This is a genomic window from Flavobacterium sp. ACAM 123 (assembly GCF_000264055.1).
Taxonomy (GTDB): Bacteria; Bacteroidota; Bacteroidia; order Flavobacteriales; family Flavobacteriaceae; genus Flavobacterium.
In genome coordinates this window covers 1-13,105 of sequence record NZ_AJXL01000106.1, presented here as the reverse complement: position 1 = coordinate 13,105, position 13,105 = coordinate 1, and the positions used below count along the sequence as shown (strand labels likewise).

13 protein-coding genes are annotated in these 13,105 nt (G+C 34.7%); 6 read left to right on the top strand and 7 right to left on the bottom strand.

Annotated features, from left to right (window positions below; all coding sequences use genetic code 11):
• Positions 1–163: 163 nt before the first annotated feature.
• From A3SG_RS21930 to A3SG_RS0115255, 3 genes are all read left to right on the top strand, one after another.
• Positions 164–640, top strand: coding sequence for an AHH domain-containing protein (locus tag A3SG_RS21930; protein WP_083832472.1), 477 nt, complete (start codon positions 164–166; stop codon positions 638–640).
• 27 nt (positions 641–667) lie between these two features.
• Positions 668–1,357: an imm11 family protein gene (locus A3SG_RS0115260; protein ID WP_016990873.1), complete on the top strand. Its 690-nt coding sequence runs from the start codon at positions 668–670 to the stop codon at positions 1,355–1,357.
• A gap of 211 nt (positions 1,358–1,568) precedes the next feature.
• Complete coding sequence (locus A3SG_RS0115255) at positions 1,569–2,033, top strand: hypothetical protein (RefSeq protein ID WP_016990872.1); 465 nt, start codon at positions 1,569–1,571, stop codon at positions 2,031–2,033.
• Positions 2,034–2,289: 256 nt separating this feature from the next.
• On the opposite strand, the gene guaB is transcribed toward A3SG_RS0115255, so the two are convergent.
• The 6 genes from guaB to A3SG_RS0115225 all read right to left on the bottom strand — a co-directional run bounded on the left by guaB (position 2,290) and on the right by A3SG_RS0115225 (position 8,910).
• Positions 2,290–3,762: an IMP dehydrogenase gene (guaB, locus tag A3SG_RS0115250; protein ID WP_016990871.1), complete on the bottom strand. Its 1,473-nt coding sequence runs from the start codon at positions 3,760–3,762 to the stop codon at positions 2,290–2,292.
• Between the two features lie 186 nt (positions 3,763–3,948).
• On the bottom strand, positions 3,949–5,346 hold the full coding sequence (locus A3SG_RS0115245) for a DUF5723 family protein (protein ID WP_016990870.1): 1,398 nt from the start codon (positions 5,344–5,346) through the stop codon (positions 3,949–3,951).
• Positions 5,343–5,894: a hypothetical protein gene (locus A3SG_RS0115240; RefSeq protein ID WP_016990869.1), complete on the bottom strand. Its 552-nt coding sequence runs from the start codon at positions 5,892–5,894 to the stop codon at positions 5,343–5,345. Before A3SG_RS0115240 ends, A3SG_RS0115245 begins: the two co-directional genes overlap by 4 nt.
• A gap of 112 nt (positions 5,895–6,006) precedes the next feature.
• Positions 6,007–6,870 (bottom strand): hydroxymethylglutaryl-CoA lyase, encoded by an 864-nt coding sequence (locus A3SG_RS0115235; RefSeq protein ID WP_029596842.1) that lies wholly within the window; start codon positions 6,868–6,870, stop codon positions 6,007–6,009.
• Positions 6,871–6,996: 126 nt separating this feature from the next.
• Entirely contained in the window at positions 6,997–8,016 is a 1,020-nt protein-coding gene (locus A3SG_RS0115230) for a quinone-dependent dihydroorotate dehydrogenase (RefSeq protein ID WP_016990867.1), read from the bottom strand.
• Between the two features lie 318 nt (positions 8,017–8,334).
• The gene (locus A3SG_RS0115225; protein WP_016990866.1) at positions 8,335–8,910 is read right to left on the bottom strand and encodes a nuclear transport factor 2 family protein; all 576 of its coding nucleotides are present in this window, start codon (positions 8,908–8,910) and stop codon (positions 8,335–8,337) included.
• A gap of 181 nt (positions 8,911–9,091) precedes the next feature.
• Here A3SG_RS0115225 and A3SG_RS0115220 point away from each other — a divergent pair, with 181 nt between their 5' ends.
• The 3 genes from A3SG_RS0115220 (at position 9,092) to A3SG_RS21685 (ending at position 11,721) form a co-directional block, all read left to right on the top strand.
• Positions 9,092–9,637, top strand: coding sequence for a SixA phosphatase family protein (locus A3SG_RS0115220; protein WP_016990865.1), 546 nt, complete (start codon positions 9,092–9,094; stop codon positions 9,635–9,637).
• A gap of 101 nt (positions 9,638–9,738) precedes the next feature.
• On the top strand, positions 9,739–11,016 hold the full coding sequence (gene pepT / locus A3SG_RS0115215; protein ID WP_016990864.1) for a peptidase T: 1,278 nt from the start codon (positions 9,739–9,741) through the stop codon (positions 11,014–11,016).
• 279 nt (positions 11,017–11,295) lie between these two features.
• Positions 11,296–11,721 carry a hypothetical protein gene (locus tag A3SG_RS21685; protein WP_016990862.1) on the top strand — a complete coding sequence of 142 codons (426 nt, stop codon included), beginning with the start codon at positions 11,296–11,298 and terminating at the stop codon, positions 11,719–11,721.
• Positions 11,722–11,793: 72 nt separating this feature from the next.
• On the opposite strand, the gene A3SG_RS0115200 is transcribed toward A3SG_RS21685, so the two are convergent.
• Positions 11,794–12,990: an IS256 family transposase gene (locus tag A3SG_RS0115200; protein ID WP_016990861.1), complete on the bottom strand. Its 1,197-nt coding sequence runs from the start codon at positions 12,988–12,990 to the stop codon at positions 11,794–11,796.
• Between the last annotated feature and the right edge of the window lie 115 nt (positions 12,991–13,105).

Here is a 13,105-nt window from a genome sequence, read left to right as displayed (position 1 = left end):
CATAACGTAAATCCTTTTGAGTGGCTCAAATATACCCTTGAGAATATCCAATCTATAAACCACAAGAATATTACAGACCTGTATCCCCACAATTACAAGCGGCTAGCGGAATCTAAATCATTGTAACATTACGCTCCTATCATTAATCTTATTGAACTAAACAATATGTAGTTGCTCGGGTGGATACGCTGTAAAAATAAAAACAGTTGCAACAATAGGAACCAAAGTCAAACTTACATGGAAAGTTTTAATAGATGGTACAATTTATTTTGGCACTGACAACACTTGCAGAGCACAACTAAGAAAAGTACTTGGATTAGCTGTTGGAAATCTAAACCAAGCACATCATATAATCCCTTTAAACTTGCAAACTAATGAAATAGTACAAAAAGCATTTAAATCTGCCGATGCTTTCCATTTGAATGAGGCATTAAATGGAATACCTTTGAGTAGGGCTGTTCATAATGGAAGTCATGCAAATTATGATGGTAAGATTTTTCAGAAATTAGAGAATTTTAGAATTGCTAACCCTAATGCCACACCAAAACAATGCTATGATAAAGTTGCTGACGTTATTAACGAAATTAGAACCGCAATTCAAAACAGTCCAAACACACCAATTAATCAATTAAATTTTTAAATTATGTATTACAGCATTCAGCGCAGTATGAATACTAAAATTGTAGGTAAGTTTTTCCAATCTGAAACTATAGCATGGAATTATGGCAATATTGACAATCCTAAATTGCTAAACAATATTTATTTTCAAAAAGTAGATTTTGACCCAATTGTGCCAATTCCGATTTTACACAAGAAAGCAAAAATTACTGATTTGATAAGCAATGTTAATGCTGGGGGTAATCTTCATTTAATAATGAGTGAAAAATTGAAAAATATTATTGAAAAACATAGAACAAAAGGGTTACAATTTTTTAAGACATCAGTTATAAAAGATGATATTGAATATGATGATTACTTTTCAATAAATATGTATGAAATAAACAACGAATTTATTGATTTTTCTAAAACAACAGTCAGTTACAGGAAATATAATCCAAAAAAAATAAATGAAACTGAACTCATAAAAGTTGATTCGATAGTTGAGTTTAATTCAATTATTGATAATAGAAATATATTGGATGAAATATCATTAAACAATATATATATTAAAAATGGTGTTTCAGAAGATTTATTTATGGTAAGATATGGTGGTGTAAAACATATCGCTTCAGAGAACTTAAAAAAAGAAATAGAAGATGCCGGTTGTACTGGCCTCGAATTTCAACCAATTGAATTAAGTTATAACGAATGGACTGCTCCTGGCGGTGAAAGAGAAAAAGTATATGGTAAAATCTAAGTGACATAAAAATAACCGATGCGTAAACAGCCGATATAATGTTAACAACAGACTTATGATAAATCAAGGCTTCCTGTAACAGCTTTGAGCTAGCTGGAGTTTAGTGGAATTACCGTTTCGAGATGATGTTCGCGTTAATCCGAAAATTCTCGGATTCTAATACCTTGTAAATCGTGTAGCTGCCAATCGCTGTGAGAAACAAGAAACCCATATGAAAAAGATAATTTTAATAATTCTGCAAGCAATCTTTATTTTTGGATGTTTCAATCAAAATAGTTTAGAAAAAAAATTTATAACCAAAACCAACGAATGTTGGGTTGTTTATTCTCAAGTTTACCCTAATTACACGTTTTGGAGTTTTAATAAAGATATGACTGCTGACAATTTGGAAAGAAATGAAAATGGACATTTTAAAAATTTTAATGTAGATGATGATTTGGTAATTGGACCACAAAAATGGAATATTAGTTCAGATAGCATATTGACTTGGGACATTCATAAATATGACATTGTCAATGTTAACGAAAATATAATTGTAATAATGAGTGTGAACAAAGAAACTAAAAAACAAGACCACCTTTTTCTCATAAAAGAAAACAAAATGACATTGCGAAAAGGAGCTTATTATTATGAACAAAAAAGACTGAAGAATCAAGAAAAATATAAATCTGAATAAGAGGTACCGCCCAACTGTCATTCCTATGTAAAGCAATCATTAATCATTAAGTTATCAACGACACTCAAGAACGCTATATAGACGATGTTTTTCGGGTAAAGAATTCCATTCTTACGACTTTTTGGAAAAGTTGGCGAAAATTTTGGAAAAAGTGCTAATCGAAAAGAACTCCTTGTGCTAAATGACGTAAACAAAAAAAAGCTGTCTCGAGTGTTTCCACTTTAGACAGCTTTTGTATTCTAATCTATGCTCTTATTTATCTCGAGTAATTAGGAGACTCTTTTGTAATCGTTACATTGTGAGGGTGACTTTCGTTGATACCACTCGCTGTAATGCGAACAAAACGTCCCGTTTCCTGTAAGGTTGGTATGTCTTTTGATCCACAATAGCCCATTCCTGCACGAAGACCTCCAATAAACTGAAGCATACTTTCGTTCAACTCGCCTTTGTAAGGCACACGACCTACAATTCCTTCTGGAACTAGTTTCTTTACATCATCTTCTACATCTTGGAAATAACGGTCTTTCGAACCACCTTCCATCGCTTCCACAGATCCCATTCCGCGGTAGGACTTAAATTTTCTTCCTTCAAAAATAATAGTTTCTCCTGGAGATTCTTTTGTACCTGCAAGAAGTGAACCTAACATCACACAATCAGCACCTGCAGCTATTGCTTTAGGAATATCTCCTGTATAGCGAATTCCTCCATCAGCAATTACTGGAACTCCAGTGCCTTTTAATGCTGCTGCAACTTCAAGAACTGCAGAAAATTGAGGGAAACCAACTCCAGCAACGATACGAGTGGTACAAATTGAACCAGGCCCAATTCCTACTTTCACACCATCGGCACCGTTTTCAACAAGGAAGAGTGCGGCTTCGGGAGTCGCAATATTACCCACGATTACATCTATATTAGGGAATTTATTTTTTACTTCTTTCAACGTATTTACCACACCTTGCGTATGCCCGTGAGCCGTATCAATGATGATAGCATCAACACCAGCGTTTACTAAAGCTGTCGCTCTTTCTAATGCGTCACCCGTAACGCCTATAGCTGCTGCTACACGCAAACGACCGTAAACGTCTTTATTACCATTGGGTTTTTGCGTTAATTTAGTAATGTCTCTAAACGTAATTAAACCCACTAATTTGCCTTCTTTGTTTATAACTGGAAGCTTCTCGATTTTATGCCCTTGCAAAACTACTTCGGCCTGTTCTAATGAAGTTCCTTCGGCAACGGTAACTAAATTTACACTTGTCATTACCTCAATAATAGGTCTTGCATTGTTTTTTTCAAAACGCAAATCTCTATTAGTAACGATTCCTTTTAATCGGTGCTCTTCATCGATAATTGGAATACCACCAATTCCGTATTCTTTCATTGCATTTTTCGCATCCGCGACTTTAGCAGTAAGCGGTAAGGTAACAGGGTCGATAATCATACCTGACTCCGCACGTTTTACTTTACGTACTTTGGCAGCTTGTTGCTCGATTGTCATATTTTTATGCAAAACACCTATGCCACCTTCTTGAGCCATAGCGATAGCCATAGCACTTTCAGTAACGGTATCCATCGCAGCGGATACAATAGGAACGTTTAGCGTTATATTTCTTGAAAATTTTGTTTGAATACTTACCTCGCGAGGAAGCACATTGGAGTAGTTTGGTACTAATAATACGTCATCATACGTTAAACCTTCGCCGATAATCTTGGAGTTATGTGCTATCATGTTGCAATTGTAGTTGAATTGCGTGCAAAGATAGCGAATTATTTTGATTTAAAAAAGTCAGAGACTAGAGATGTTAAAACAGTTCTCTAGTTCAAATTTCGATCACTAGTACTAAAAAGCAATTTCCCTATCCTCTTTATTTGCTCAATCAATTAACAGATTTGCCACCGACAAAAAAATGCAAACTTAGTCGAGCGATTCACTGTCTTTGAAAATAAAATTAAAACCAAATTGCAAGGACAAACTATTGGCTTTCGACAAATCGCGATATTCCAAAAGATTATCAGCCATTACATATAAATTGAATTTACCTAAAGTACTTGAGAAGCCAAAGCCTATGTTTTTAAACGAATAGGGATCCACCGTGTAGGTTGCTTTCAACTGTAAGTTATCGATAACATTTCTTGTATAATATCCAGTCAATGCCATAATGGGCACTCTGGGAGTGGTCATCACAAACAGATGTGCTCCCACTGCATTTCTATATTCCGATTCCGTTCTAATACAATTGCACTCCGCTCCTCCTCTTGAATCATTAAAAGAATATTGATAAGAGCCGTTAATTTTCGCGGGCCTCCAAGTCGTATATCTGTTGTGAACGGTATCTAACGGGATTGCATCACTAAATTGCTGATAGACATTGTCCGGATCATCAATTCTATTAAAATTAGGATTTATACCCTCATATTTATAGTAGCCTTTATAAGTAAATGTTTCAACATCCTTGCTATGGTTAATAAATCCAACATCAAGGATACTGGCTGTTATCTGAATATTCTTTTTAGGGTAATAGGTCAGTCCCAAATCAAAGCCAAGTCCCAAATCTCCGCCAAATAAAGCCTTTTTTCTGATATCACCGGCTGCATCACCTTCATAACCTTCAGCAATATATTCTGAAATTCCAGACGTATTCAATTGCAGATCGGAGTAAATGGCTTGCTCGTAAACTGTAGTTGCAGCAGGAACGGTATAAACATATCCTGAGTTTCTCGTCGAAGTCGCACTAAAAGGACTCATATAAATTTTGGCCCTAGCTCCAAGAATAAGCCTATCAGTTGCATTTTTATGGAAACCCACATGTAGCACAGAAAGCATCTCAGCCCTTAAACTTAAATCTCCTAAGTTAAATGACTTACCGAGATAATTCTCGTTTCCATCCAATGCAAGTATCGCTATGTCCTTAGGCAAATACATCAGGAAATCAAATTCCTGATACATTCCAAACGAAAGGTATCCTTTGTTATCAAACCAGTCTCCCAATTTTATACCGCTACTGAATAGTTCTATTTGTTCATTCATAGCTAAAAAATCCTGTCGCGAAGAGCGGTATACCACATCCCGTATTTTTGTATTAAAATCTACTCCATTATTAGCAAATAAATCGTGAGCTGAAAAACTACTCGATCCAGCACTAACAGAAATACCAGACACTAAAGGAACACCAAAATAAAATTTATAACTAACATCAGCGCCCGGATTAATCATTAAAGACTGTGGCACTGAAGTGAAATTGTATAAGATTTGTTTGTTTTGTGACAGGCAGCTGATGGAAATCAGCAGCACAAATAAATATCTTTTACTCATTTTATCAGCAGGTAAGCAGTTGCACTTGAACGCAATTTTAAACTTCCAGAGCTGGACGTGTTTATAGCTGGACCGGGTCCAATTCTTATACCAAAAGTCATTCTCCTCGCTCTTTTCAATAAATCGAGTTTAGTATTCTCAAAAATTTCTGTTTGGAATACTAAATTTTCAGTTCCTGAAAAGGCAGGAACATCAAAATTAATATTATGAAGCGTTTGGTTATTTCCATCTAAAAAGACGATATCGACAGTAAAAGGCCTTTTAATAGTATTATTGATTTCGAAAAAGAAGTCAGCTTGTCTTAAATTTTTACGAAAAAAAGAATCCTGAAAAACATCAAATTCCTGTGCATCAAAAGTAACATTCTTCTCCATTCCATTCTCCATAAATTGATTGGCCGGAACATCAAAAGAGCTTAAATTTGCAATAAAAACAGGGTCTGCTATAAAGTCGTTTACTTGATCAAAGTCTAAATTACTGCTACATGAAAACAAAGACAGTACAACGAGTAGAAATCCTAAAATTTTATTGGGCTGGTATTGCTTCATAATAAAGTTTAAAGAGCTAAAAATAAAGTATTCCTTTTAATAATAACGTTGCAATTATTAACTTATTACTTCTCACTGATCAACTATTGCTGCTAAATGAACGGCCGCAACTCTAATGAAACTCCCCAAACAATTTAGAAGCCTCATTGTAAGCACTTTCAAAGCTTAATGGATTTAGATTAGTGTTTTCTTTATTGGCAGTAAAAAAAGACAACAGCTTTTCTGTTGGCATATTTCCAGTTAAATCGTCTTTAGCCATAGGACATCCTCCAAAGCCTTGAATAGCGCCATCATATCGGCGGCAACCCGCATGGTAAGCAGCGTCTATTTTCTCGAACCATTTGTCTGTTGTAGTATGCAAATGGGCTCCAAACTCAATTTCAGGGTATTTTGGAATCAAATTAGAGAACAGATAACTAATTACGTCAGGAGTAGAATTGCCGACCGTGTCAGAAAGCGACAAAATTTTCACTCCCATGTTTGATAACTTTTCGGTCCAATTAGCAACAATTTCTACGTTCCAAGGATCACCGTATGGGTTTCCAAAGCCCATAGACAAATAAGCAACTACTTTCTTATTTGTTTTCTCTGCAATATCAAGAATTTCCTGCAGGGTGACAAGGGACTCTGCTATAGTTTTGTGGGTATTCCGCATCTGAAAATTCTCAGAAATCGAGAAAGGATACCCTAAATATTTAATTTCAGCATGCTCAGAGGCCATTTGTGCCCCTCTGGTATTGGCAATAATAGCCAAAAGTTTACTTTTTGTTTGCGATAAATCTAATTGTGCAAGCACAGCAGCGGTATCCTGCATTTGCGGAATCGCTTTTGGCGACACAAAACTTCCAAAATCGATTGAGTCAAAACCTACTCTCAATAAAGATTGAATGTATGCAACTTTGCTTTCAGTAGGGATGAATGGCTTAATACCTTGCATGGCATCACGTGGACATTCTATAATTTTTATTGGCTCCATAGGTTTCAAAGATAAGAAAACTTGCAAAGTAGCAAAGGGTATGATTATAAAAATTTTTAGTAAATAAAAATGCGTAATTCTCAATGAAGAATTACGCATTTTGATAATAATGTAAACCAACTTCTATTACGTGCGGCTTAGAATCTTTTGATTTATGGCTTTCACCAAAGCTGGACCTTCATAGATAAAACCGGTATATAATTGCAGCAAACTAGCACCTGCTTCGAGTTTTTCTATCGCGTCATCTGCAGAGTGGATTCCTCCCACACCAATAATCGGAAAAGCTTTATTGCTTTTTTCGGACAGAAAACGTATCACTTCAGTAGACCGTCTTGTTAATGGCTTCCCTGACAAGCCACCCATTTCTGTCTTATTTTCAGATTGCAATCCTTCACGAGAAATAGTGGTATTAGTAGCGATAACGCCGGCGATTTGTGTTTGCTTCACTATATCTATAATGTCAAGTAACTGCTCGTCAGTCAAATCAGGTGCGATTTTAAGCAGTATGGGTTTCTGTTTTGGCTTTGCCAAATTCTTGTTTTGTAAAGTTTGCAGCAATTGGGCTAATGGTTCTTTGTCTTGTAAAGCACGAAGATTAGGAGTATTAGGCGAACTCACATTCACCACAAAATAATCAACATAATCAAACAAAGCATCAAAACAAATTTCATAATCTAACGTCGCATCTTCGTTTGGCGTTATTTTGTTTTTACCAATATTTCCCCCAATTAAAACACCTGTATTTTTTTTCAGTTGTTCCACCGCTTCTAATACGCCTCCATTATTGAAGCCCATTCTGTTAATAATAGCTGAATCTTCTTTTAGACGGAACAAGCGTTTTTTTGGATTTCCTTCTTGTCCTTTTGGCGTAAGCGTTCCTATTTCTATAAAACCAAAACCAAAGTTGGACAATTCTTTATACAACTTAGCGTCTTTATCAAACCCAGCTGCAAGTCCTACCGGATTTTTAAACTTTAACCCAAACACCTCAGTTTCTAATCGCTTATCATTGACTTGATAAAGCGCTTTAAATAGCGTAGAAAATCCTGGTATTTTAGACAAAATCCGAATCAATGAAAAAGTGAAATAGTGCACTTTTTCTGGGTCAAACCAAAAAAGAATGCGGCGAACAAGTAATTTGTACATGAGTGTTTAGTTGTGTGGTGCAAAAATAGAACTATCTCGTCAATAAATAAATGTTTGGAAACTATATTTATAAATCATTTCGTTTGACAAGCGTATTAATGCAAAACTGGAATTTTATTAGAATTTACTTTGGATACAGAAATAAAAAAAAACAACTTTAATTTCGCTTTGACACTTTAGAAAATTTTACTTTTAATGATCCGTTTTAACTGGATGTCAATAAATAGAAAACAATAAAAATTAGGCATACAAAGTCTACCGTATATATAAAACGGCACTTAAAAAATGCCGTTTTACCCTTGTTTATAGAACCAATTCTTATTTTTTCATAGCCTCTATAATTACTGCTCTATCTAAATACTGGTTTACCACATCGATTTTATCATTTTCATCAAAATGAAAGACGGTATGAATCCCTTGTGTCATAGACTTCCCTCCTTTGTATTTAACAGTAATTTTGTACCATCCCAATAAAAAATTCCCGGGGTTTTTTATGTTTTCCGACTTATTTACTTTTACTGGCAACCAAATTTCATTCTCAAAAGTGATAGTTTCAAAAACGTTAGCTCTCCTATTTCTCCAGTATTTATCGATCGCGGGCTTACCTACTAAACTGTCACCACTGTTCCAATAATATTTAGCATTGTCAGCAAATTGAGCCATCCATGCATCCATATCTCCCCTTGTTAAATCATTTAAGGCTTTTTTACCCCTTTCGGCATATTTATTATCTGCAAATTCAACATCTTGCACTTTTAATGCTGCGGTAGTTAAAACAGAAGTACCTTCCCTGGTTTCCTTCTTGACTTGCTCTTTCATCTCCTCTTTCACTTCTTCTTTCTTACATCCTACAAATAGAGCAAAACAAAAAATAACTAATAACACCTTTTTCATAATCTAAAATTTTAAGTTGGAATTTAAAAAATTGTTAAAAATACGTAACGTAGTAGAACAATTGCAGGATTTTAGGTCTAAACCTAATCATAATAAATGGCATTAACAAACAAGAAATAGTGGAGACTAAGAAAAAATCAATAATTATTTATAAATTAGCCGCAGCCATTAATCTACACACATGAATAATTACTTCGCCTTCCTACTGCTATTTCTAACCGTTAGCCTTTTTGCCCAAGTAGAAAAACCAACCAGAATTTACTTAGTTCGTCATGCCGAAAAGTTTACGAACAATCCAAATGACAACAACCCTTCGCTTACTGAGGGCGGAAATAAAAGAGCCATTGCTCTTGCCGAAAAACTAAAAAGAAAAACATTAAACACCATTTACAGTACAAATTACAAGCGCACCCAAAGTACCGCAGCACCCACTGCCGAAAAGTCAGGAAAAGAAATTAAACTATACGACGCCAAAAACTTAAAAGTGGCAGCAGCAAGTATACTGAGAGAAAACAAAGGAAAACAGGCCTTAGTTGTAGGCCATTCCAATACGGTTTTAGAAACGATCGAAGCCTTAGGAGGCAAAAGACCAGTAGCCACCATTGAAGATCAAGAATACGACTATCTTTTTCTGGTTACTATCTCTACCAGCAGAAAAATAAAAGTCAAAGTGATGCATTACGGCCAACCAAATTCTTATAAAGAAGGAGCACAAATGATGCACTAGAACAATTGCTTTTTATTACTGGAATTATAGCTCAAAATCAGAGTTTTGAACTCTAATTTCTAAATTAACCTTATCTTTGTGCCTCATTAAAAAAGACTTTTATGCAACATATTATAGACCGTTTTATCAGTTATGTTACTGTTGACACGGAATCAAATCCCAACTCAGAAACAACACCTAGTACAGCAAAGCAATGGGACTTAGCCAATAGATTAGTCGAAGAGCTAAAAAACATAGGAATGCAGGACGTGACCATCGATGACAAATCTTATATCATGGCAACATTACCGAGCAATGTAGATCATGAAGTCCCAACAATAGGATTTATATCGCACTTTGACACCACTCCAGATTTTACAGGAGCCAATGTAAAACCTCAAATTATTCCAAATTATGATGGGAAAGACATTGTCCTAAATGCAGAGCAGAATATTGTTTTATCCCCTGATTATTTCAAAGATTTATTACAATACAAAGGACAAACGTTAATCACTACTGATGGAACAACCCTTCTGGGTGCCGACGACAAAGCCGGAATTACGGAAATCGTAACAGCAATGGAGTTTCTAATTAACAATCCAGAAATCAAACACGGAAAGATCAGAATTGGTTTTACACCTGATGAAGAAATTGGTCGTGGAGCACACCATTTTGATGTAGAAAAATTTGGAGCTGATTGGGCTTATACTATGGATGGAAGTCAAGTAGGAGAATTAGAATATGAGAATTTTAATGCGGCTGGGGCCAAAATTACTTTCAAAGGAAAAAGTGTGCACCCTGGATATGCCAAAGGAAAGATGATTAACTCCATGTTAATTGCCAATGATTTTATTACGACATTGCCTTCAGATGAAAGACCTGAGAAAACAAAAGGATATGAAGGTTTTTATCATGTCCACCACTTAAGCGGAAGCATCGAGGAAACTGTTGTGGAGTTGATAATCAGAGACCACAACAAGATTAAATTCGAAAAACGCAAAGAAAAAGTAGCCAGGATTGTCCGCAAAATCAACAAGAAATTTGCGAAACAATTTGGGGAAGATATTGCAATAGCTGAGATCAACGATCAGTACTACAACATGAAAGAAAAAGTAGTTCCTGTAAAATATATTGTTGACATTGCCGAAAAAGCGATGAAGGAAGTAAATATTAAACCGTTAATTAAGCCCATTCGTGGTGGGACTGACGGCTGCCAATTGTCCTATAAAGGATTGCCTTGTCCAAATATTTTTGCTGGAGGACATAATTTCCATGGAAAATACGAGTACGTTCCTGTTGAAAGTATGCAAAAAGCAGTTAACGTGATTGTAAAAATAGCCGAATTGACGACAATGCCGAACTTTGGATTAGATCAAACCAAATCCAAAAATAAAAAATAAGATCCTTGATTTTAGTAAACAAGTGTTTGCATCATCAATACAACTAAAAAAACTTTACATTATTAAAAAAGTACCAATTCCAATATCGGATGGGACTTTTTTATTTACCCATTTCATTATATTTAGCTCGAATAATTTTACTACTTGATATACAAGTTTAACTAGACTATTGAAAGTTTTTAAAATAATCCTATCTGCGAAAAAAGCATAAAATAACAATAAAAATTACCGCTACTCATTGTTGTTGAAAATTCTAATTTAAAACTAATACTTGAAATTATGGCTGTAAAAAAAGAAAAAATAGAAGAAAAAAACACCAGCGAAAAAATCGAGACAGTTGCACCAACTAAAAGTACAAAACCTATAGCAAGCAAAACGACTGCAACGCCGAAAGCTGATGTTGTAAATCCCAATATGAAGAAAGTAATCGCTTCTGAAAATGAAACCGTAGCGAAAACCGAGACGGAAATTGAAAAAGATACAGAAAAGAAAAAGGCAGAGAAGAAGAAAGAGAAAGAAAAGGCTGAAAAGGCCGATGCAAAAGAAAAAGCCAAGAAAAAAACTAAGGCTAAAAAAGCCAAAACTAAAAAAGATAAAAAGGATAAAGCTAAAAAGGCGAAATTAAAAGCTAAGAAAAAGGAAAAAAAAGCAAAAGCAAAAAGAAAAAAGGAAAAGAAAGCCAAGAAGAATAAAAAGAAGAAATAGTAATCCCATTGAGATAATAAAAAGACACTATCCTAAAATCTGTGTAAGTTTAAAATTTCAGGGTTAAATTTTTTATAGTTTAATCCTGTCTTCAAATATAGCTAAAAATTGATTGAGTATAACTCCCCAATTTCTAATTGGCATTGTCCATTTTTTAGTACTTTCATTTAGAGCTAAAAACACGGATTTCATAACAGCTTCATCTGTTGGAAACGACAGCTTATTTTTGGTGTATTTTCTAATCTTTCCATTGAGGTTTTCTATTAAATTTGTTGTGTAAATAATAGTTCTAATCTCGATAGGAAAATCGAAGAACACAGTGAGCTCATCCCAATTGTTTTCCCAGCTTCTAATAGCATAAGAGTACTTTGAGTCCCATTTAATTTTAAAGTCTTTTAAGGCTGCTTTTGCAGCTTCTTTAGTAGGTGCCGTATAGATTTGTTTCATATCGCTGCTAAATTCTTTTTTATCTTTCCAAACTACGTAACGACAGGAGTTTCTAATTTGATGTACTACACATATTTGAGTCACTGAGTTTGGGAAAATGGTTTTTATAGTGTCTGTAAAACCGTTTAAATTATCGGTTGCTGTAATTAATATGTCTTCTGTTCCTCTGGCTTTTATATCCGTTAAAACACTCATCCAGAATGCAGAAGATTCATTTTTCCCTAACCATAAACCAAGAACTTCTTTTTTACCATCGGTTCTCAGACCAACTGCGATGTAAATGGTTTTGTTTACTACTTTGGAATTCTCTCTAACTTTAAAAACGATTCCATCCATCCAAACAATGAGATAAGTGGCTTCCAGGGGTCTGTTTTTCCAAGCTATTATATCATCGGTAATGCGATCTGTGATTCTTGAAATAGTGGATGTAGAGATATTAAAATCGTAGAGTTCCCGTATCTGTTCTTCTATGTCACTGTTGCTCATTCCTTTGGCATACAGCGAAATAATAACATTTTCAACACCATCTGTTGCACTTTCTCTTTTCTTAACAATCATGGGACTAAAAGAGCTATCACGATCTCGTGGAACTTTTATCTCTGTTTCGCCTAAAGTGGTTTTTAGTTTCTTTTTTGTGTAGCCATTTCTAAAGTTATTAGCTTTACTTTTTTGATGCTTTTCATAGTCTAAATGAGCATCTAATTCACCTTCAAGAATCTTTTCAATACCTCGTTTGTGAAGTTGTTCTAAAAAATTAGTGAGTTCTGAGCCGTTTTTAAATTGCTTTAAAAAATCTTCGTTTAAAATGTCTTCTGGTTTCATAAGCGTGTAAAAGTTAAATTTAATAAATAAAAAAATACTCAGGTCAATTAATAACCTGAGATTTTAAAACTTTAACACACTTTATTGAGACAGTGCTAATAAAAAATAACTACTA